Origin of the sequence: Chroococcidiopsis sp. CCNUC1 (genome assembly GCF_023546805.1) — a bacterium.
In the GTDB taxonomy this organism is placed as follows: Bacteria; Cyanobacteriota; Cyanobacteriia; order Cyanobacteriales; family Chroococcidiopsidaceae; genus Chroococcidiopsis; species Chroococcidiopsis thermalis.
On record NZ_CP097480.1, the window covers coordinates 2996961 to 3020063 of the forward strand.

Sequence of the window (23103 nt, forward strand, 5' to 3'; positions counted from 1 at the left end):
TTTGTTTATTGAGAATCGCGATCGCGTTGAATGGCTTGTTCTATAGCTATTTTTTCTTTGACTCTTTGAATGTAAGGTTTCAGTTGTTTTAAACTCTGTCCTGTCAGCATACTTAAATTTTCTAAAGTCATGCCTTTCATCAACATTTCCACGCACCATGTTTGTTGAGTTTGGACGATAACTGGTGCTTGTCCTTCTGGCGTGAGTAATCCTTGAGTAATTATCTGCCAGCGCTGCTGAATTTCTATTTCTGATAGTGGTAAACCAGCATCATTTAAAAATAATGCTGCTTCATTGTCTTTACGGCTTTTGAGCCACTGAGTCAAGGGGTTGCGAGTATAGGAACCGTATCGCTTTCCCAAAATCCATTGATTCACGGGGACTTGTCGCACGGAACCTTGAGTAATTTGCAATAAATAGCGATCGCGATCGATTATTTGATGAACTCTTTCTAAGTTTGCAATTTCTAACGCTGATAAACCCGTGGCAAATAAGACATACATTAATGCATAATCTCGTAGTTCAATTTTCTTAGCTTTTTGGAGGATTGTATGCACTAAATTTGCAGGTAAATCTATAATTTTCTCTACACTACTTTCAGCTTCAACCTGGTTTAAGAATAACTCAACCAAACTTTCTAAAAACTCGTCTCTACTCTGCCAAAGTGCTTGGAATCCTGTTGTAAATTGAATCGCGGCATATCCTAATAGCAAACTATTGAGTAAGCTAGCTAGCTGGGAAACTGGTAAATTAGTTTGTAATTGTTCCCGCTCGATGACAGTGACGATATACTCAGCTACATACTGATTGGCTTGAGTTAAATATTCGCCAATCACTTGCTGGTGTTCGCTGGAATAGCGCCTGGATTCACCTACCACAGATAATACCAACTCTGGCACTTGCTCTAAAGCCTGCAAGCGATCGCTAGCATAATCTTTGAGTGCCTGATGCAAACTGCTTGTTTGACTCGCTTTCTCGCGCAGAGATTCGCCAAAATCTTTAAATACTGCTGATTCTGAGATTGCTGCTAGCAACAACCCTTGCTTGTTGCCAAAATGCCGAAACAGGGTGACTTCGTTCACCTGCGCTAGTTCGGCAATCTGCCGCGTTGTCGTCTCGGTGATTCCCTGAATCGAGAACAACTGCAAAGCCGCATCAATCAATCGCTGTCGAGTGGAAGTTAGTTGAGTAGCCATAAGATAGAAATTTATCAAATCGTGCAAGCAGTACTTGCAATTATATTTTTGCGTTGTTAAGCTGGGGTTGTAAGTAGCACTTGCATTTCCTGACAAAAGGTTTGTTAAGTGCTGAGTACTGAAAGTAGAGATTATGACTATAGGCTCAGTTGCAGAGGGTAAACAGCCGCTTGCTCTCAGCTGGATCAATGTGGTGTTTTTCGGCACGTTTCATGTTGTAGCAATGCTCGCTCCCTGGTGTTTTTCTTGGTCGGCTTTGGGAGTGACGATATTTCTTCACTGGCTATTTGGCAGCATTGGGATTTGTTTAGGCTATCACAGGCTCTTAAGTCACCGCAGTTTGCAAATAACACCGAAGTGGCTGGAATATGCGATCGCCTTCATCGGGGCGCTTGCCATGCAGGGAGGACCCGTCTTTTGGGTAGCGGGACATCGACAACATCACGCTCATACAGAAGACGTGGACAAAGATCCTTACTCTTCTAAGCGGGGTTTTTGGTGGAGTCACATGCTGTGGATTCTGTACCCGCGATCGGAGTTCTATATCTACGATAATTACCGAAAGTTTGCCCCCGACCTCGATCGCGACCCGTATTATCGCTGGTTGGATCGCTACTTCTTACTGTTGCAAATTCCATTGGCGGTGTTGCTATACCTTCTCGGCGGCTGGTCTTTTGTCATCTATGGTGTCTTTCTCCGCGCCGTATTACTCTGGCACAGCACTTGGCTGATCAACTCGGCGACTCATTTATACGGTTATCGTCATTTTGAGGTAGAGGACAATTCTCGCAATCTTTGGTGGGCAGCACTTTTAACTTATGGGGAAGGTTGGCACAACAACCACCACGCTCAGCCTAATGTAGCACCAGCCGGACGGCGGTGGTGGGAAATTGATATGACATGGTGGGCAATTCAGGCTTTACAAGCTTTAGGTTTAGCTAAAAAAGTCGTGCTACCACCAACACAAAAGGCAAAGGCTTAGCGATCGCAATCTGGTAAGAACGCATAATCTATGTAGGGGCGCACAGCTGTGCGCCCCTACGAATTTTGTAATTTACTTTTTAGCTACCTACCACGAACTATGCGATCGCCTCTATCGCCTCTAACTCAAGATATGAAAAATTATTGTGTTTACTGGTCACTGATAACTGATAACTGTTAACTGTTAACTGCTCCCTGATTTAACGCTACACTGCATGAGTGCGACTTAATTACAATACGCGATCGCCCATATGCACGTCAGCGCCGAACTTTTCACCGTCCGCAAGCGCTTTCCCTTAACAATTAGTCGGGGAACGACAGCCCAAACGACAAATGTGTGGGTGAAAGTCGCACAGGATGGAATTGAAGGCTGGGGGGAAGCATCGCCATTTTCTCTCGGAGATCGTCCGCAATCTACCGAAACGCTGTTGGAGGCAATACAAACAATTGCACCGCAGTTACAAAGCATGAATCCTTGGGAACGGCAGCGAGTTGGTTCGATATTACAAAAAATGCCATCCTCTGCCCAAGCTGCAATCGATATGGCGCTGCACGATTGGATTGGGAAAAAGGCGGGATTACCCCTGTGGCAGTTGTGGGGGTTAGATTGCGATCGCATCGTGCCAACTTCAGTCACAATTGGGATTAATACCCCAGAAGCAGCCGTAGCAAGGGTAAGAGACTGGTTGCAATTTATCGAAGTCAAGATTTTCAAAATCAAGTTGGGCAATCCAGCCGGAATTGAGGCGGATCGGGAAATGTTAGCAGCAATCCGCGATGAAGTTCCGACTTTAGAGCTATTTGTCGATGCCAACGGCGGCTGGAATTTAGATGACGCGATCGCCATGTGTCGGTGGTTAGCCGACTATGATGTTAAATATGTAGAACAACCGCTAGCGCGGGGAGAAGAGAAACACTTACCCCAATTAAAACAGCGATCGCCTCTACCGATTTTTGTCGATGAAAGCTGTATGACAAGTCGCGATATTCCTCAGTTATCCAACTGCGTGCGCGGAATCAATATCAAACTGATGAAAGCTGGTGGTTTGTCAGAAGCAATGCGGATGGTACAAGTGGCAAAAGCATTAGGGTTACAGGTCATGTTTGGTTGCTATTCTGACAGTTCCCTCTCAAATACAGCCGCCGCCCACCTTGCACCCCTAGCCGACTATCTCGATTTAGATAGTCATTTGAATTTAACCGCAGAACCCTTTGTAGGTGCAATAATCCGATCGGGGCGGTTGTTGCCAAATTGCAAACCAGGATTGGGGGTAGAACGCAGTGCGGTTGCAGGCTGAAAGTAGGGTAGCCATTCTCTTGCACGACGGTATTAAAGGCAGTCAAGGTAAAACCGGACTTGCTCTGTTGCGCTACAGTCAGGCTCAAATTATCGCCGTTATCGATCGCCAATGTGCCGGAGAGTCTCTACCTGTAGTCTCTGGCATCAACCGCGACATCCCGATTGTCGGTTCCGTTGAGGAAGCATTAGCTTACAATCCAGACATATTAGCCATTGGTATTGCTCCTTCTGGAGGCATTTTACCGCCAGAGTGGCAGCAGGAAGTCAAGCAAGCTGTATTTGCAGGTTTATCAATTGCGAATGGTTTGCACACACCCTTAGCCACAATCCCAGAATTTCAAAACTTACGCCCAGGACAGTGGATTTGGGATGTCAGACAAGAACCGCCTAACTTACCCATCGCCAGCGGACAAGCGCAAACGCTAGCTTGTCGGCGAGTGCTGGCTGTGGGTACGGATATGGGTGTAGGTAAAATGTCTGCTTGTTTGGAACTGGATCGTGCCTGTCAACAACGGGGCTTGCGTTCTAAGTTTATCGCGACCGGACAAGCAGGGCTGATGATTGCTGGCGATGGTATTCCCCTAGATGCAATTCGAGTTGACTTTGCCGCAGGGGCAGTAGAACAAATGGTCGTGCAACACGGCAGCGATCGCGATATTGTCTTTGTAGAAGGGCAGGGATCGTTACTGCATCCAGGTTCGACCGCAACCTTACCTCTGATTCGGGGAACGCAACCGACGCATTTAGTGTTAGTCCATCGCGCCGGACAAACTCACATTCGCAACCATCCTCACGTACCGATTCCAGCTTTAACAGATGTAGTACAACTATACGAAATGGTAGCTAAAGCAGCAGGAGCATTTGCCGATGTTCCAGTTGCCGCGATCGCGCTCAACACATTTCATCTCGATCTTGCCACGGCACGACAGGCAATCGAACAAGCTCAAGCCGAGACTGGTTTACTCTGTACTGATGTGGTACGCTTTGGAACAGAGAATATTCTAGATGCAATCGTAAAATAACGCGGTTCGCCCAATTGAGAGCGCGTCAAAATTTAAGCACTTCCGTGGGAGGGTTCCCCCACCGTGGGAAAGTTTTCGTGCAAAGCCGCTAGCAATTTTTTGCATCTTTGCGCAACATATCTTTCAGTAAACATACGTAAAAAGACAAGTAAATTAACTATGAACTTCGCAATTATACGCTTGATAGCTAGATCTAGATAGGCTTATGATTGTAGTATTTGTAGCAGTTAAAACAATTTTTACTTAACCCGAACGAAATATTTTTACTCAGTAAAGCGATCGCATGAAATCCAAAAAGACATTATTCCCCATCGGTGTAGCATTCACCAGTCTGATTGGAGTATTGTATGCGACAGCATCAGTTATTTTGTTCAAGAATCTGCACCAAGCAGAAGAACGGCATACTCGCCAAGCAGTAGAAGGAGTTTTAAGTGCTTTTACTCAATCCAAAAAAGATTTGAGCATTCATATTGATGATTGGGCAAGCTGGAACGATACTTATAATTTTGTCCTAGATCGGAACCAAGATTATATCGACTCTAATCTCTACCCAGCAGGATTGCTAGCACTCAAACTCAATTTAGTTCTCTACGTTCAGCCTTCAGGCAAAATAGTTTACGGAACTGGTTTTGACTTAAACGCTCAGAAATACAAGTCAATTTCTCCAGCATTGAAACCTCATCTAGTGCCACAATCTCCACTGGTGCGCCACAAGACTATAGAAAGTGGCACGGTAGGTATTGTCAATCTACCAGAAGGATTAATTTTAGTCGGAGCGCAACCAATTTTGTCTAGTGAAGATAAAGGACCGATTCGCGGTTCGCTCATTTTTGGGCGTTATCTCAATGCTGGAACGATCGCCACTTTATCCAAGTCTACCCGCCTGCCGCTTTCCGTACGTGCAATCGATCGCGCCGATCTGCCTACTGATTTTCAGGCAATGCGAAATTTATTATCACCAACTAACAAAATTCTCGTACGTCCGATCGACAAAAATACAATTGCTGGTTACGCTTTGCTACCAGATATTTACGGTAAACCTGCGGCAATTTTGCGCGTTGCTATTGCCAGGGAAATATATCATCAAGGTCGGACAAGTTGGTATTATTTAACAATTTTACTAGCGATCGTTGCAATAATTTTTGCAACAATTATTTTTCAACTTATAGAAAAATTAGTAGCCTCCGAGCGTAAATGGCAAGAAAGTGAAGAATACCGTCATTTAGTTGCCAAGGCTTCTCAAAGTATCTTTTTAGTCAATGCCAGTACCAAACAAATTATTGAAGCCAATGCTACATTTGAAAATTTCCTCGGCTATCATTCCGGTCAACTACTCCAGTTGACACTATTCGATTTAGTTGCTGAAAATCAAGCAGTTGTAGAGCGCTTTATCTTAGCATTGCAGGTAGAGCGTTACTTTACAGGCGAACAACAATATCGCCGTCAGGATGGAATACTAGTCGATGTTGAAATTAACGCGAACTTAATTACTCGCAACGGCAAAGATGTTTTTTGTATCATCGTCCACGACATTACTAAGCGCAAACAAATAGAGCAACAATTACAACACGAAGCCTTTCACGATTCCCTCACGGGTCTAGCAAATCGCGCCCTATTTATGATGCGGTTGGAGCAAGCACTGAGGTTGCAACAACAGCAAGCGGACTATAGTTTTGCAGTTTTGTTTTTAGACCTCGATCGCTTCAAGGCAATCAATGATAGTTTGGGACATATGCTTGGCGATCGGTTGTTGATTGGGATCGCTCAAAGACTAAGAGCGCAGATCCGCACGGGAGATACTCTGGCTCGTCTAGGCGGCGATGAGTTTGCAATGGTGCTAGAGAATTGTAGCGATCCCACTGAGATGATCAAACGGATACAACTGGCACTTAAGTTACCTTTTCGGTTAGATGGTAATGAGATTTTTGCCACCACAAGCATTGGCGCGATCGCCAATACCAGAGAATATCGCCAACCAGAAGATTTATTGCGCGATGCCGATACTGCTATGTACCGCGCCAAAGCTGGCGGGAAAGCACGGTATGAAGTTTTCGATACCTCCATGCGCGATCGCGTCGTAGCACTATTTCAATTAGAAACTGACTTGCGACGGGCAATTGACAACCAGGAATTGCATTTACACTATCAACCGATAGTTTCGCTAGTCAACCAAAAAATTGTTGGTTTTGAAGCACTCGTACGTTGGCACCATCCCCAAAGGGGTGCAATCTCTCCAGCAGAATTTATTCCAATTGCCGAAGAGACAGGGTTAATTGTGCCGATTGGCTGGTGGGTATTGCAGCAAGCTTGCCAGCAAATGCAACTTTGGCAAGCACAATTTGCCTTGAACGTGCCGTTCAAAATGAGTGTCAACTTTTCTGCACCGCAGTTTACTCAACCGCAAGTAGGAAAACAGATTATTCAAATATTACAAGCCACTGGACTCGATGCTAAGAGTTTGCAACTAGAACTGACTGAAAGCGTACTGATGGAACACCCTGAAGCGATCGCGGCTTTGATGGAAGAACTCAACGCTTTGGGAGTCTCCCTAGCCCTAGATGACTTCGGCACGGGTTATTCTTCCTTAAGTTACTTACAAAGGTTTCCGATAAATATCCTCAAGCTAGACCGTTCCTTCGTTTGCCGAATTGGTAAATGCTATCAAAGTTGGGAGATCGTTCGCGCTACAATCATGCTTGCCCGCGCCCTAGACATGGAAGTCGTGGCTGAAGGAATAGAAACTTTAGAACAGCTTGCCCGTCTGCGAGGACTCAAATGTAAATTTGGGCAAGGATATTATTTCTCTCAACCTGTAGATAGTACCGCAGCTGGAGAATTACTCGCCCAGCAGTTTGATAGGCTAGTCGAAGTTGTAAGTCGTAAGTCGTAAGTCAACTAACTGCTCGTGCGCTCCCTGATAAATGATTATGAGTTCCGATCGCTTGGCTCAATTCTTAGCAGAAAAAAATTGTCCAGATCTCCCTTTACCTTTGCAAGCACTTTGGTACGCTAAGCAAGGGGATTGGGAACGAGCGCACGTACTGATCCAAAATGAAGCTGACGCTGATAGTGCTTGGGTTCACGCTCATTTACATCGTCAAGAAGGTGACTTGAGTAATGCTCGTTATTGGTATAAGCGCAGCGGGCGATCGCCCGCTCATATCGATCTCGATCGCGAGTGGGAAGAAATCACCAAAAGCTTGTTGACAAAAGTAGCAAATGATGGATTGCTAAACCAATAGTAAATCACCCCAAAGCACTACTCAATCTCATCAATTAAGCCAATCTGAAGTAACTTCTCAAATCGAAAAAATTAACAACTCAATCCAAACTTTACTCATTTCACACAGTTTATAAATTTTATAAACTAACAGACATATGCTTGATAGCCACTAGGTTGTCTTGTTGAATTTGCTCTCTGAATAATGGGCATCTGCCTACTAATAGAGTGCGGCTTTAAAGTATTATGAGATCGATATTTTGCCAAATTTATTCGCTAAGTTCTTGCAACAAAAAGTTTAAGTGTAGAAGCAAGTTTTGAAGGTCGCTCTTTTTCAAGAAGACAGCGCGAAAAATCTAAGAGAATCGTTTTGCAAATCATTTAACTTAACATAGCGAATATTGCACTTTGATGTATCGATCGCATCAATTTTGTCGCGAGTTCATTCTCAGTGAAAACTAATGATTGATGCAGTATTTTCTTGGTCTTTAAGAAGCGAATATTTTGAATGAATTGATGATATCCGTTCGCAAATTGATTGAAGACGAACATTTTTTTAAGTAGGGCTTTAATTAGTCTGCTTGATGTTCGAGGGAATTGAGCAATTGGTGTAAACAGTCGGAGGTTTTTTGATGGCAACTTCAGATAATCAAACCACATCGCAACCGGAAACTAGCTCTAACAACTTTACAGGTAATAGTAACTGGGCATTTCAAGACGGTCAGTTACAATCCAGTGAAGGCAATACCTTAGATGAAAGTAGTAACCTCTCTGGTGGTAGTAGCGATCCCTTTTCTGGTGGAGATACGGAATCAGATAATAATAATCCTTTTGCTGGTGGCAATGCTGAAAACAACCCCCAAGCTAGCAATCTCCCCGATAATTTGCCGTTTGGCGATACTCTTCCCTCCTTACCAGAAATTGAAACCGACCAACCCGTACCCTTTGACAGTGACAACTTTATCTTAGATGTCAATAATTTAGAGTCCGATTCAGATTCTACTGGTAACACTGGTAGCGGCAATGGGAACTGGAACCTTGGAAGTAACAACACAACCGATGGTAATGGTAACTGGAATTTCAGCAGTGACAGTCAAACCAATGGTAATGGCAACTGGAATTATGCCGATGGCAATACAAGTACTGGTAACGGGAACTGGAATTTTGGTACTGATAACCAAACCAACGGTAACGGCAACTGGCAATTAGGTGAGAGCAATACCGTTCTTGGCAATGCCAATATGCCCGAAGGCAGCAATAACAACATCCTCGGTAGTGGTAACACTGCCGATGTTAGTAACAGCACTCTTCTAGGAAATCGTCTTGAGATCGGCAGTGATGGCAGCGCGATCGGTAATGAAGACTGGGCTTTCCCTCTTAGTAGTGACAGCGAACCGATTTCACTTGGTAGCAGCCAACCCAGCCAAGAGATCGGCTTTGATATTAGCACGGGCGTGAGCAGTTTATTTGGTTCTGGGGGCGCGACTCAAGAAACCATAGATACTGCTACGAACCTTCCAGATTATAACAACCCAAACTATACGTTCGAGGGCTTGGGCTAAAGCTTTGCCGTAGAACATTTTCAGAACATCTTCGGCAAACAACTTCAGGCTTGGCAATGCGATCGCGCTTAGGTTGTGTTGCCAATTTGTCCAAAAATCAGGAGATAAATCATGGAGTTTGAACTCCCACAATTTGCCCAGGATACTATTAATGAATTTCGCTCGTCTGCTAGTACGGGGTTTGCAGAAGCACTGAACGAAATTCTTGCAAATGCGAATACAACAGAAGGAAATTCACCCGAACTTCCAGATGATGTTGCAGCAAGCATTGACGCACAAGCAGACCTGATTGGAACTGGGGTACAGGATGTTTTTGCTAATTTAAGCAATGACTCCCTAACTAACGTCAATGAAGGTAACAGCGATAGCAATTTTCAATTCAATTTTGAACCCGCAACTGACGGTTTATTTGGTGGTCAACTCAGTCTTGTAGTCAACGGAGAAACAGAGCCATTATTCACCTTTGATATTGGTGGAGCTGCACCTGTCACTGGTGATAGCAGTTCCTTGTCCGGTAATTATCAAGACTTTTTTGCTAGTCTCGCTGGTGGAGAAAATCCCTTTGCCAGTGCTTCGATCTAGTTAAAAGACCTAGTCTAGTAGGGCATTACCCACCCTAATACTTTTCGTCGGTGATGCCAAGAAAGCGCTTGGAGATCCCCCTAACCCCCTTATAAAGGGGGGAACAATAGCAAGGTGGGCATCGCCCACTTTACATACTTGGTAGGAACAATAGCAAGGTGGGCATCGCCCCCTTTACTTACTTGGTAGGAACAATAGCAAGGTGGGCATCGCCCCCTTTACTTACTTGGTAGGAACAATAGCAAGGTGGGCATCGCCCACTTTACTTACTTGGTAGCGTGAAATAAAAACGACTTCCTTCACCTAACACGCTCTCTGCCCAAATTCGTCCACCATGCTGCTGTATAATGCTACGGCAGATTGCTAACCCGAGTCCCGTGCCACCTTTTTTTCGGGAATCGGAGGCATCAACTTGATGAAAACGCTCGAAGATACTTTCAATCTTATCCTCTGGGATACCACGCCCCCGATCTTTAACGGTGAAGAGAATATTTGTTGATAGGGAAGCTGAGGCAGAATTTAACTCTGAATTCAAAACTCCGAACTCCGAATTCTCACCACCTTCGATCGCTTCAACACTTAACTCAACTGTGGAGCCTTCTGGAGAAAATTTAATTGCATTCCCGAGGAGATTAGTTAAGACTTGAATAATGCGATCGCCATCGACGTTGAGTTGAATATCTTGGGAATAAACAGATAGATTAACTTTGGCACGATTTGCCATCACCTGCATCAAATCCGTTGCTTTTTCTAATAAATCAGCCGCGTTGCACGATCGCTGCAATAAACTAATTTTTCCCGATTCCAAGCGTTCCAACTCCAGAATATCGTTCACCAGTCGCACCAAGCGATCGGCTCCCTCAGAAGCTATATCAATCACGCGCCGTCCGCGATCGCTATGAGCGTCAATTAGACCGCTAGATAATAAATTTAGCGCCCCGTGAATTGAGGTTAAAGGCGTGCGGAGTTCGTGACTGACAACAGAAACAAACTCATCTTTCATGCGTTCGATCGCGTAACGTTCCGTAATATCTTCCCCAATACTGAGAGTCGCGATCGCCTCACCCTGTAAATCGCGCAAGATCGTGTTATTCCAAGCAATTAACCTTTCTTGCCCAGATTTAGTCAAAATCGAATTTTGATAGTAGTTGTGCAAGCCTTGTTGCTGTAATTGCAGAAAATGCTCCTGCACGCGCTGACGCTGATGAGGTGGTAAGAACACTTCATACCAATTCTTGCCCAAAACCTCCTCTGAGGTATATTCTACCAATTCAAGAAAGAATGGATTGACATACTCGACAATTCCTTGGCGATCGAGTCCTACCACGACTAATCGGACATTCTCTAACAAACTCCGCCAACGTCTTTCTGCTTCTCGCAACGAGGCTTCAATTTGCAAGCGCTGAGTAATATCGCGGGCGATGGTAGATAGTAGCTTCACCTTTCCCTGCGAGGATTTGTGGGCGATCAATAGTTGTGAAACTGGAATTTCGCGTCCATCGTGACTCAGAATTGCTGTTTCACCTACCCAAACGCCATCCTGAATTGCCGTGGGAATTGCTTCGCGGTGCAAGAGGTCGTAAGCCCAAGCAGGATGGAGATTGCTCAGATGCAAGTTCGTGAGATCGCGATCGCGATCGCAACCAAAAACTTTACAAGCAGAGCTATTTAAATAATTTACTCGTTCGTCTAGATCGGCAGTAGCGACAAAATCTAAAGTTGCTTCGAGGATAGCAATCAGCTTTGCCCGTTCTTCTTCTGCATGTTTGCGCTCGGTAATATCTTCGACAATACCTTCATAGTAAAGCGGCTTCCCGTCGTCATCTCTGACAATTCTTGCCTGTTCTGCAATCCAAATCGCTTGACCATCTTGACGATAGACTTGAGACTCAAACCCCGCTACGGTGTCGTGCTGTTGTAATAGGCGAATGAACTCAGTCCGGCGGTTGGGATTGACGTAAAGCTGTTGCCCCAAGTCAGAGATATGCGCCATCAGTTCGGCGGGAGAGGAATAACCGTAAATCTTTGCCAGCATGGGATTTGCCGTCAAATATCGCCCATCTGGTGTTGTTTGAAAAATTCCTTCGATCGCATTTTCAAAAATACTACGATACTTAGTTTCAGCTTGACGTAGAGCCTCTTCTGCACGCTGGCGTTCGGCAAGTTCTCGCTGTAGTTGTAAATTTAAGAGGTAATAGACTAATAAAAATCCGATTGCGCTGAAACCGAAACTAACTAGAGACACGGCGATCGCATTGTCAGCCCGTTTTTTAGCTTCCCACGCTGTCTGCTGCAACAATTGTTGTTGGGCAACGATCTCTGGTGCAGTTGCTGGTGTAGTCGATACTGCTACTTCCATTTGCAGATTGACTTGGCGATCGACTGTTACCCTCCACTCTGTTAAGGAGTAGAAAGAAACCCAGCCTAAACACAATAGAGTTAGCAAATATAACAGCGCTAAACTCAATCGACTGGTAATTCCATTTGTCATTTGTTAGCTATCAGTTATCATTTGTCATTTGTACTTCAGATCGCGCACCACGCACTACTCGCTTTTCATTAATTGTGCATTCTGAAGCTGTAACATTTGGTGACGAATTTTACTACGCTCTAAGCGATTTAGTACTCTGGCAACGAGTTCGGGTCCGATAACTGGCTTATTTACGTAATCGTCAGCACCAATCGTAAAAACTCGATGAATTGTCTCAGCATCAGTACGAGCGGATAGAAATATAATTGGCAGTTCGCTCCACTGGGGATCGTTGCGTACCACTTGGCAGAGGTCGATACCGCTCAATTGTGGCATCTCTATGTCTAAAATTAGCAGATCGGGGCGAAAGTTTGCCAAATAATGCCAAAATTGCTGAGGATCTGTAAGCAAGGTCAGTCTGAATCCCCAAGGTTCTAGTAATACCTGCAATCTTTCCAGTAACTGCGGATCGTCATCCACAAGCATTAACTTTGCTTCTGGAGTTGTGGATGCTTGCAAAACTTGCGCGATCGCCGCGATCGCTTGAGCTGGTGGTACTGGCTTTTGCAAAAAACTCCGCGCCCCTAACCGAGCTGCTTCCACGCGATCGGCAAAACTCTGTGGCGCAGTCAGGACAATCGTAGGTATCGGTGGCTGTGCGTTTGCTAGAGTTGACAAAAACTGCAAACCATGCACCCGATTTTGGCAAAAGTAGAGGTCGAGCAGTACTGCATCAGGTTTAGTATAGGCGATTGCCGAGCGTGCCTGAGACAAATCCCCTGCCACAACTACCTCCATTCCCGCCGCTGTAGCTTCTGTTGTTACAGCTTGCGCGATCTCGGGATCGCTGTCTACAACTAGTAATTTGGTAATTGGTAATTGGTAGTTGGTAGTTGGTGGGGAAAATTGAGTTTTGACTTCTGACTTTTGACTTTTGACTTCTTCTACAGCGTTCAAATTTTGCCGTAATGCGGCGACAAGTGTTGAAAGATGCTCTATACGCTCTTGAGTTAATTGAGTTTCATCAGATAATTCTCGTTCAATTTGGCGACACAATTGAGAAGCGGCAATTAAACCAAAACTACCGAGAGAGCCGATTAAAGTATGCGCTTCTTTCGCTGCTTGGGATTGTAGTTGAGGATCGAGACACTCTTGCTTGACAGATGCGATCGCCTGTTCTATCACTTCAATCCGATTGATATATTTTTCTCGATGTCGTTCCCATAAAGGGATTAATTCTGTTGGAATTTGGGATTGGGTAATTGGTAATTGGTAATTGGTAGTTGGTAGTTGGTAGTTGGTAGTTGCTTCCTTGTCCCCCTTGTCTCCCTTGTCTCCCTTGTCCCCCTTGTCTCCCTTGTCCTTCTTGTTCCCCTTGTCCCCCTTGTCTCCCTTGTCTCCCTTGTCCCCCTTGTCTCCCTTGTCCCCCTTGTCTCCCTTGTCTCCCTTGTCCCTCCCCGACTCCCCTGTACAGGTGGGTTTTGAGCAAAGATCTATTGATGTAAGCTGTGAATCTTTTGATAAACCCGCCCCTACGACTCCCGACTCCCGTTCTTCCGCCTTCAACCGATATCCCAATCCATAAACTGTCTCAATCGGGTCTGGCGCTCCGGCTTTTTTAATTTTCTGTCTTAAACTTTTGATATGCGCTCTAACAGTATTTTCCGTAGGGGGTTCGTCAAACGACCACACGCGATCGAGTAGCGCACTTTGGCTAAAGATGCGATGGGTGTTACGTAGTAGTAATTCTAAAATGCCGTACTCTTTTGCCGTCAGATGCAAGAGTTTACCGTCATAGGTGACTTCGCAGCTACTAGGATCGAGCCGTAAGAAACCCCACTCTAGCACCGGAGATGGTGTGGCACTGCTACGCCGTAATAAAGCACGAATGCGAGCTAATAGTTCCTCTATGTCAAACGGTTTGAGCGCGTAGTCATCCGCACCAGCATCTAATCCCCTAACTTTGTCAGTACTGGAATCTTGAGCTGTCAGTAACAAAACCGGAGTGCGATCGCCTTTTGCCCGTAGCTTTTTACAAAAATTAATTCCATCTAGCTTAGGCAGCATCACATCCAATAAAATCAGATCGTACTCGAAACTGTCTACCAGTTCCCATCCTGCTTGACCATCAGTCGCTAGCTCCACCAAATAACGTTGACTGGCAAGCGTTGGCTGGAGCAGTTGAACTATAGTTTCATCATCTTCTACAAGCAGAATTTTCATGATGCGGGAGTCGGGAGTCGGGAGTCGGGGAGCAGGGGGACAAGGGGGACAAGGGGGACAAGGGGACCCCACGACCGAAGGGAGTGGGGATTAGGGGGCGAAGGGGGACAAGGGAGACAAGGGGGACAAGGGGGACAAGGGAGACAAGGGGGACAAGGGGGACAAGGAAGCAGGGGAGCTTCAGGTGCAGGGGAACTTCAGGTGCAACTACCAACTACCACTCTTCACTGATAACTGACAACTGACAACAGTATTTCCGCCAGCATAAAGGAAGATTCGATCTCACTTGGTAGATTTGGTGACAGTTCTGAGGGTTTGCGGCGATGGATAATTTTTTACCTATTCACAAAATTTTCACTTATACACTATATATTTCAAAATCGTTACAGTTTGTTTATTATTACTGGGTAATTGGTAATGGGTAATTGGTAATGGCTCTTTCAGCTTCCATGCTCTCCCGGTTCCCTCGATTCTCTATCCCGATCCCTCACTTCCATCTATGGTAATTCTCACGCCGAACTCAAGTTATAGTCTGACTTTACGCTTGCAAATTCCCAATCGAGCCGGAATGCTGGCAGCTGTGACTCAAGCGATCGCCAACAGTGGTGGTAATTTGGGTCAAATCGATTTAATCGCTCAAACTCGCCAACTCACGACTCGCGATGTGACTGTTGATGCTTCTAGTACAGAACATGCCGAAACGATCGTCCAGGCAGTGAAAGAATTGGCAGATGTCAAGTTGATGAGCGTTTACGATCGCACTTTTAATTTGCATCGTGGTGGCAAAATTACTGTAATTAGCAGAATTCCGCTCAAAAGTCAAGACGATCTGGCAATGGCGTATACGCCTGGAGTCGGTCGAGTCTGTACGGCGATCGCTCAAGATCCAGAACAAGTTTATAATCTCACGATCAAACAAAATACTGTAGCGATCGTCACGGATGGCAGTGCGGTTTTAGGGTTAGGTAATCTTGGAGCAGCCGGAGCATTACCAGTCATGGAAGGCAAAGCCATGCTATTTAAAGAATTTGCCGGAATTGATGCCTTTCCGATCTGTTTAGCGACTCAAGATACAGAAGAGATTATTGCTACAGTCAAAAATATTGCCCCTGTATTTGGGGGAGTCAATTTAGAAGATATTGCGGCTCCACGCTGCTTTGAGATTGAAAAGCGCCTGCGCCAAGAATTAGATATTCCCGTATTTCACGACGATCAAAACGGTACGGCAATTGTCACGCTGGCGGCTTTATTCAACGCGCTCAAAATTGTCAACAAACCCATCGAGCAAATTCGGATTGTCATCAACGGTGCGGGAGCCGCTGGAGTCGCGATCGCCCGCTTACTGCAAAAAGCTGGTGCAACGAATATACTCATGTGTGACTCTAAAGGCATTCTCTCTACCAATCGAACAGACTTGAATCAGGAAAAGCAAGAATTTGCCGTTAGTCAAGCTGGAACTCTTACCGATGCTATGATAAGCAGCGATGTTTTCATTGGCGTGAGCGCCCCTGGTGTAGTCACTCCTGAAATGGTGCGATCGATGGCAAAAGACCCAATCGTGATGGCGATGGCAAATCCCATCCCTGAAATTCAACCGGAACTGGTGATGAATGATGTCGCAATTATGGCAACAGGGCGCAGCGACTATCCAAATCAAATTAATAATGTCTTAGCTTTTCCTGGCGTATTTCGCGGTGCTTTAGACAGTCGTGCCAGCACAATTACAACCACGATGTGTTTAGAAGCAGCCAGCGCGATCGCTTCTTTAATTAAACCCAGCGATTTGCACTCAGAGTATATCATCCCGTCCGTGTTTGACGATCGCGTAGCCACAGCCGTTGCAGCTGCCGTCCAAAGAGCCGCCCGCGAAGAAGGGATTGCGAAACAGTAACTAGATATTAGTAACTAGTGACTGGTGACTAGATAAAAATTCTAGCCACCAGCCACCAGCCACTCACCAACTACCAACTACCAATTACCAATTACCATTCGAGAATGACATCCACCGTATCTCCAACTAAAGAGGCATCATCACAAACAGATAGCAGTCAAATTTGTTTCTGTATTGCTACAGGCACCGCTTTACGCCAACCGCAGCAATCGCAAGACGATTTACTCCAGTTACAAACATTATTCGAGCAAGCAGCATTTTGGGCGCAAGGACGCAGCTTAGAAGATCTGAGCATAGCAATTGCCAATAGCGAACCAGTCGTGAGTGTTTGGGATGAAGAACGGCTGATTGGTTTTGCCAGAGCGACTTCTGATGGAATTTATCGCGCTACGATTTGGGATGTGGCGATTCATCCCGATTATCAAGGACGGGGACTAGGGCGAAAACTAGTGCAAACAGTTTTGAGTCATCCCCGCATGAGTCGAGTCGAACGAGTTTATTTAATGACTACGCATCAGCAACGGTTCTACGAACGAATTGGATTTGAATGCAACAGCAGTACCACAATGGTATTGAAAGATCGGCTTTTCATGAGTTCTTTGGAACAAAATTTTTCGGCGTGAAACTCGGTTCACAAAATCTTCACTCATTTAGCTTATCTTCACTGTTAATCAAACAAAAACCAATAGCAGCTCCCAAGGATTGACTTTTAACTTTTACCTTTTGACTTTTAAAAAGACGTTTTTTAAAGGATGTGAATTATGAATCGCTTCACCTATCAGGTAAACGTTAATACAATGACTGCTCTACTTGTAGATGAACTCAATACGATTCAGGATAGGGAAAATGCTTTAGAGATTGAAGCAAAAAATCTGCAAATCGAGCAATTAAAAATTGACCGAGCCAAACAAGCAGTCAAAGCCGATCGCGATCGCTTACAAGTTCAACGCTGGGAAATTTTGTCTAGATTGCAAGAATTCAGCAACGAACTTTCACTTCGCTAATTATTAATTCTCTTACCACTCACCACTCACTACTCACTCATAGCGACAAATGACAACCCCAGTTAATCTCAAAGCAAATACCAGCTCCCAACTCAATAACTCCACAGGTCGGGCTAAGCGTGCCGTACTAGCATATTCTGGGGGCGTTGATACTTCGGTATGTATTCCTTACTTGAAGCATGAATGGGGCGTGCAAGAAGTCATTACCCTAGCAGTCGATTTAGGACAAGGCGACGAACTCGAACCAATCCGCCAAAAAGCACTGCAATCGGGCGCAGATGAATCGTTAGTGGCAAACGTACAAGATGTATTCGTGAGAGAGTATGCCTTCCCAGCGATTCAAGCAAATGCCTTGTATGAAAATCGCTATCCCCTCGCTACAGCTTTAGCACGTCCGTTAATTGCGAAAGTCTTAGTAGAAGTGGCTGAAAAGTACGGTGCAGATGCGATCGCCCACGGTTGTACGGGTAAGGGTAACGACCAAGTACGGTTTGATGTCTCCATTGGCGCGCTCAATCCAAATTTAAAAATTCTTGCCCCTGCTAGAGAATGGGGTATGAGTCGGGAAGAAACGATCGCCTATGGCGAAAAGTTCGATATTCCCTTTCCAGTTAAAAAATCTTCTCCCTACAGCTTAGATAAAAATTTGTTGGGATTGGCGATCGAAGCTGGAATCTTGGAAGATCCTTGGGCAGAACCGCCAGAAGAAATTTATCAAATGACGAAGGCGATCGCTGACACTCCCAATCAGCCAGAATATGTAGAAATTACCTTTGCAGGTGGTGTTCCAGTCGCTTTAAACGGCGAAACCCTAGCGCCAGTCATGCTGATCGATCGACTCAATCAACTCGCTGGTAGCCACGGCGTAGGACGCATTGACATGGTAGAAAACCGCCTAGTGGGAATCAAGTCGCGGGAAATCTACGAATCTCCTGCCATGACAGTTTTAATTCAAGCCCACCGCGACCTCGAAAGCCTCACCTTGACTGCTGATGTCACTCGCTACAAGCGGGGAATTGAAGAAACCTACAGCCAACTCGTCTACAACGGACAGTGGTATAGTCCCCTCAAAGCCGCACTCGATGCTTTTATCCAGCAAACTCAAGTGCGAGTTTCCGGTACTGTGCGCGTCCAACTCTTCAAAGGCAACGCCACCATTGTCGGACGTAAATCGGACAACTCCCTCTACAACACCGAACTAGCAACCTACGGAGCCGAAGACCAATTCGACCACAAAGCCGCTGAAGGCTTCATCTACGTCTGGGGGCTACCAACGCGCATTTGGTCGCAACAAACGAGAGGCTAGAAGAGAGCTGAGGGAGCTGAGGGAGCTGAGGGAGTTGAGGGAGCTGAGGGAGAGAATTGACTCACCACGCACCACACCCTACACCCCACACCCCACGCCCTCTTTACGACTCCCGACTCCCGACTCCCGACTACTCACTACTCACTTCAAAGGAAAGGACTATGCCAAGGCGCTCTGACATCAAAAAAATCCTACTATTGGGAGCAGGACCGATTGTCATCGGACAAGCGTGCGAATTCGACTACTCAGGCACGCAAGCGTGTAAAGCCTTGCGAGAAGAAGGATACGAAGTGATTTTGGTTAACTCCAATCCTGCCACGATCATGACCGATCCCGAAACCGCACAGCGCACCTACATCGAACCGCTGACCCCCGAACTGGTCACCCAAGTTATTGAATCAGAGCGTCCCGACGCACTCTTACCTACGATGGGTGGACAAACCGCCCTCAACCTCGCCGTTAGCCTTGCCAAAAACGGCACGTTAGAAAAATACGGCGTACAATTGATTGGCGCTAACCTCGCCGCGATTGAAAAGGCTGAAGACAGACAGCAATTCAACGAAGCGATGGCAAAAATCGGCGTTGCTGTTTGCCCCAGTGGTATTGCTTCCAACTTAGAGGAAGCCAAAAATGTTGCTCAAGAAATTGGTTCGTATCCTCTCATCGTCCGTCCTGCCTTCACGTTAGGTGGTACGGGTGGAGGTATTGCCTACAACCAAGAAGAATTTCTCGAACTCGCCACCTCTGGACTTGATGCTTCCCCTGTCTCGCAAATTTTGATCGACAAGTCCTTAATTGGATGGAAAGAATACGAATTAGAAGTGATGCGCGATTGTGCCGATAACGTCGTCATTATTTGCAGCATCGAAAATATCGATCCGATGGGCATCCACACCGGAGACAGCATCACCGTCGCTCCGGCTCAAACTCTGACTGACAAAGAATACCAACGGCTGCGCGACTACTCGGTACGGATCATCCGCGAAATCGGAGTGGAGACGGGTGGCTCTAACATCCAATTTGCAATTAATCCCACTAACGGCGATGTCGTGGCGATCGAAATGAATCCCCGCGTGTCGCGTTCTTCAGCTTTAGCATCCAAAGCCACCGGATTTGCGATCGCCAAAATTGCTGCTAAACTCGCGATCGGTTACACTCTCGACGAGATTGCCAACGACATCACGAAAAAGACTCCTGCTTCGTTTGAACCAACGATAGACTATGTAGTGACCAAAATTCCCCGCTTCGCCTTTGAAAAATTTCCCGGTTCAGATTCGACACTCACCACGCAAATGAAATCTGTCGGAGAAGCAATGGCAATCGGGCGCACCTTCAACGAATCTTTCCAAAAAGCCTTACGTTCTTTAGAAACGGGTAGAAGCGGTTGGGGTTGTGACAAGCAAGAAAAACTGCCTTCTCTCGAACAAATTCGCGCCAACTTGCGTACTCCTAACCCAGAACGCATTTTTGCCGTGCGCCAAGCGATGCTTTTGGGCATGGGCAATGAAGAAATTTACGAGCTTACGGGGATCGATCCCTGGTTTTTAGATTCTTTCCAACAACTGCTCGAAACAGAAAAACTGCTCAAACGCACTCCCTTAGAATCGCTGAACGGCAAACAACTATACGCCATCAAACAGCAGGGATTTAGCGACAAACAAATTGCCTTTGCCACCAAAACTAGCGAAGATCGAGTACGGCAATATCGCCAAAGCCTCGGTATCGTTCCCGTTTACAAAACTGTCGATACCTGTGCTGCTGAGTTTGAAGCCTTAACTCCCTACCACTACTCCAGCTACGACGGCGAAACCGAAGTTCGTCCCTCAGACCGTCCCAAGGTGATGATTTTGGGCGGCGGACCCAACCGGATCGGACAGGGAATTGAATTCGATTACTGCTGCTGTCACGCCGCCTACGCCCTCAAAGGGGCTGGCTACGAGACGATTATGGTGAACTCCAATCCCGAAACCGTCTCCACCGACTACGATACCAGCGATCGCCTTTATTTTGAACCCCTCACACTCGAAGATGTCATCAACATTATCGAAGTCGAAAAACCGCTCGGCATCATCGTCCAATTTGGCGGACAAACGCCCCTGAAGTTGGCATTACCATTGCAGCAGTATTTGCATGGAGCAGGGAAGAAGAGAGCTGAGGGAGCCCAGGGAGCTGAGGGAGCAACTACCAACTACCAACTACCAACTACCAAAATTTGGGGAACTTCTCCCGAAGATATAGATACGGCAGAAGATAGGGAAAAATTTGAAAAGATTCTGCATTCTTTAAATATTGCTCAGCCACCTAATGGTATTGCCCGCAGTTATGAAGATGCCCTGATAGTGGCTCAGAAGATTGGTTATCCGGTGGTGGTACGTCCGAGTTACGTTTTGGGCGGACGGGCGATGGAAATTGTTTATTCTGACACTGAATTAGAGCGTTACATGACCTTTGCGGTGCAGGTAGAGCCGGAGCATCCGATTTTAATCGACAAGTTTTTAGAAAATGCGATCGAAGTAGATGTCGATGCGATCGCCGATACTACAGGTAAAGTTGTCATTGGTGGGGTAATGGAACATATCGAGCAAGCAGGAATTCACTCTGGCGATTCGGCTTGTACTCTCCCTGCGATTTCCTTACCAACTCCGGTATTAGAGAAAATTCGCACTCAAACCATACAACTAGCCAAAGCGCTCAAAGTTGTTGGTTTGATGAATATTCAATTTGCTGTAGTGGGAGCGCACACCTATAACCCGCAAGTTTATATCTTAGAAGCAAATCCGCGTGCTTCGCGGACAGTGCCGTTTGTCTCCAAAGCAACCGGAGTCCCACTTGCTAAGTTAGCTTCGTTAGTGATGGCAGGGCAAAACTTAGCACAATTGGGCTTGAGCGAGGAACCGAAGTTAAATCATATTGCGGTTAAGGAAGCGGTATTACCATTTAAGAAGTTTCCTGGGACAGATACGTTACTCGGTCCCGAAATGCGATCGACAGGCGAGGTGATGGGAATCGATCGCGATTTTGGCTTAGCTTATGCTAAAGCTGAATTGGGAGCTGGAGAAGTCCTACCCCTAGAAGGAACTGTATTTGTGACTTGTAACGAGCGCGATAAGCCTCTAGTCGTGCCTGTAGTTAGGGATTTGATTGAATTAGGGTTTGATGTCATTGCCACCGATGGCACTCGTCGAGTGTTGCAAGAACACGGTCTAAAGGTGGGGTTAATTCTAAAGTTGCATGAAGGTAGACCCCACGTCCTCGACGCGATTAAGAATCACAACATTCAGTTGATTATCAATACGCCTTCTGGTGAAGAGGCGCAAACTGATGCTAAATTGATTCGGCGATCGGCGCTCACCTACAAGATTCCCATTATCACGACAATCGCAGGGGCGCGGGCTACAGCAGCAGCTATTCGGGCGCTCAAATCTCAGTCTCTCACCGTAAAGGCAATTCAGGATTACACGGCAGAAGCAAGCCAGGGAGCAGCTCAAAACAAGCAGAAAAATGATTCTCTTGTCTCTTCTACTTCAGCCTAGAGGCACAAGCAGCTTTCCTAGCCCCTCTTAAAAAGGGGGGTTGGGGGATCTCTTTTGCCGTAGTCAAAAAGCAAACTAGTATTACCCTCACTCCTTACTCCTCGCCTACGCTCATACTTCTGGTTCAATCCCTGCTGCTCTAAGTTGAGCGGCTAATCTTTCGGCTTTCTCAAGCCCCCACAGTAACAACCGCCCGTTTTCATCCCACCATCTCAACCAATAACCCGTTCTATTCTCTCTCGTTCCTTGCCACACTCCCAGAAATAAACCAATTTGAGCAATCCAGTAACGGTTATTTTCATCTGGAGTGCGGATTTGATATCGCCCATCATCTAACTGATAAGCTTCTATTTCTCCTGTATCTGGTTCAAAAATAATGTAGTGGGTAACTCTTAGCACTTGTTCGTAAAAAAACCATTTTCCGGGCGGATATGTAGGTTTAATTGAATATTCACCGCCTTCGGTATCCGAAAGGAATTCCATTACAATGACTGGAACTTCCCCTTGGAGTTGAGGAGTGTAACTGCGCTTAACTTCTTCTCTAGGAACTCGTATTGCGGGTATATATGCCCAATCTGGAGCTTTGACGACAAACTTTTGATTTACTGCGGCACAGATACCATAATTAGTGGTAGTTAAAGCATTGGGAGGAACCTTCCCAGCTATTTCTAAGCTTTCAGTCAAAGCCGCAGCTAGAGACGGCTGGTTGATGTTATCCACGGGTTCGTCGTCTAAAACAAAGTCATCTGGTAACTTTTCCCAGGTGATTTCATAGTTAGTAATACTGGTTAACATAGCGGCAGAGCGATCGCG

At 45.9% G+C, this 23103-nt stretch carries 17 protein-coding genes; 13 read left to right on the top strand and 4 right to left on the bottom strand.

Annotation, left to right across the window (positions count from 1 at the left end):
- Positions 1–5: 5 nt before the first annotated feature.
- Complete coding sequence (locus M5J74_RS13980) at positions 6–1196, bottom strand: TetR family transcriptional regulator (RefSeq protein WP_250017003.1); 1191 nt, start codon at positions 1194–1196, stop codon at positions 6–8.
- A 133-nt stretch (positions 1197–1329) separates the two neighbouring features.
- On the opposite strand from M5J74_RS13980, the gene M5J74_RS13985 reads away from it, so the two are divergent.
- From M5J74_RS13985 to M5J74_RS14015, 7 genes are all read left to right on the top strand, one after another.
- Positions 1330–2178: a fatty acid desaturase gene (locus tag M5J74_RS13985; RefSeq protein WP_015154704.1), complete on the top strand. Its 849-nt coding sequence runs from the start codon at positions 1330–1332 to the stop codon at positions 2176–2178.
- A 250-nt stretch (positions 2179–2428) separates the two neighbouring features.
- Entirely contained in the window at positions 2429–3475 is a 1047-nt protein-coding gene (locus M5J74_RS13990; protein ID WP_250017004.1) for a dipeptide epimerase, read from the top strand.
- Positions 3459–4499, top strand: a complete 1041-nt coding sequence (locus M5J74_RS13995) for a DUF1611 domain-containing protein (protein WP_015154706.1) — start codon at positions 3459–3461, stop codon at positions 4497–4499. Before M5J74_RS13990 ends, M5J74_RS13995 begins: the two co-directional genes overlap by 17 nt.
- A 283-nt stretch (positions 4500–4782) precedes the next feature.
- A complete protein-coding gene (locus M5J74_RS14000) occupies positions 4783–7389 on the top strand; it encodes an EAL domain-containing protein (protein ID WP_250017005.1) in 2607 nt (868 codons plus the stop codon).
- 37 nt (positions 7390–7426) lie between these two features.
- The gene (locus tag M5J74_RS14005; RefSeq protein ID WP_371934041.1) at positions 7427–7741 is read left to right on the top strand and encodes a hypothetical protein; all 315 of its coding nucleotides are present in this window, start codon (positions 7427–7429) and stop codon (positions 7739–7741) included.
- A gap of 610 nt (positions 7742–8351) precedes the next feature.
- On the top strand, positions 8352–9281 hold the full coding sequence (locus tag M5J74_RS14010; RefSeq protein WP_015154709.1) for a hypothetical protein: 930 nt from the start codon (positions 8352–8354) through the stop codon (positions 9279–9281).
- Positions 9282–9392: 111 nt separating this feature from the next.
- Entirely contained in the window at positions 9393–9863 is a 471-nt protein-coding gene (locus M5J74_RS14015) for a hypothetical protein (protein WP_015154710.1), read from the top strand.
- A 262-nt stretch (positions 9864–10125) separates the two neighbouring features.
- On the opposite strand, the gene M5J74_RS14020 is transcribed toward M5J74_RS14015, so the two are convergent.
- A complete protein-coding gene (locus M5J74_RS14020) occupies positions 10126–12354 on the bottom strand; it encodes a PAS domain S-box protein (RefSeq protein ID WP_250017007.1) in 2229 nt (742 codons plus the stop codon).
- 54 nt (positions 12355–12408) lie between these two features.
- Positions 12409–14556: a response regulator gene (locus M5J74_RS14025; protein WP_250017008.1), complete on the bottom strand. Its 2148-nt coding sequence runs from the start codon at positions 14554–14556 to the stop codon at positions 12409–12411.
- Between the two features lie 83 nt (positions 14557–14639).
- On the opposite strand from M5J74_RS14025, the gene M5J74_RS14030 reads away from it, so the two are divergent.
- The 6 genes from M5J74_RS14030 (at position 14640) to carB (ending at position 22290) form a co-directional block, all read left to right on the top strand.
- Complete coding sequence (locus tag M5J74_RS14030; RefSeq protein ID WP_250017009.1) at positions 14640–14801, top strand: hypothetical protein; 162 nt, start codon at positions 14640–14642, stop codon at positions 14799–14801.
- Positions 14802–15055: 254 nt separating this feature from the next.
- Positions 15056–16447: a malic enzyme-like NAD(P)-binding protein gene (locus tag M5J74_RS14035; RefSeq protein ID WP_250017011.1), complete on the top strand. Its 1392-nt coding sequence runs from the start codon at positions 15056–15058 to the stop codon at positions 16445–16447.
- Positions 16448–16551: 104 nt separating this feature from the next.
- Positions 16552–17070, top strand: a complete 519-nt coding sequence (locus tag M5J74_RS14040) for a GNAT family N-acetyltransferase (RefSeq protein WP_199755404.1) — start codon at positions 16552–16554, stop codon at positions 17068–17070.
- A gap of 138 nt (positions 17071–17208) precedes the next feature.
- Positions 17209–17451, top strand: coding sequence for a hypothetical protein (locus tag M5J74_RS14045; RefSeq protein ID WP_015154716.1), 243 nt, complete (start codon positions 17209–17211; stop codon positions 17449–17451).
- A gap of 49 nt (positions 17452–17500) precedes the next feature.
- A complete protein-coding gene (locus M5J74_RS14050; protein WP_250017012.1) occupies positions 17501–18757 on the top strand; it encodes an argininosuccinate synthase in 1257 nt (418 codons plus the stop codon).
- 161 nt (positions 18758–18918) lie between these two features.
- Positions 18919–22290, top strand: a complete 3372-nt coding sequence (carB, locus tag M5J74_RS14055) for a carbamoyl-phosphate synthase large subunit (RefSeq protein ID WP_250017013.1) — start codon at positions 18919–18921, stop codon at positions 22288–22290.
- Positions 22291–22401: 111 nt separating this feature from the next.
- On the opposite strand, the gene M5J74_RS14060 is transcribed toward carB, so the two are convergent.
- On the bottom strand, positions 22402–23085 hold the full coding sequence (locus M5J74_RS14060) for a Uma2 family endonuclease (protein WP_106167687.1): 684 nt from the start codon (positions 23083–23085) through the stop codon (positions 22402–22404).
- Between the last annotated feature and the right edge of the window lie 18 nt (positions 23086–23103).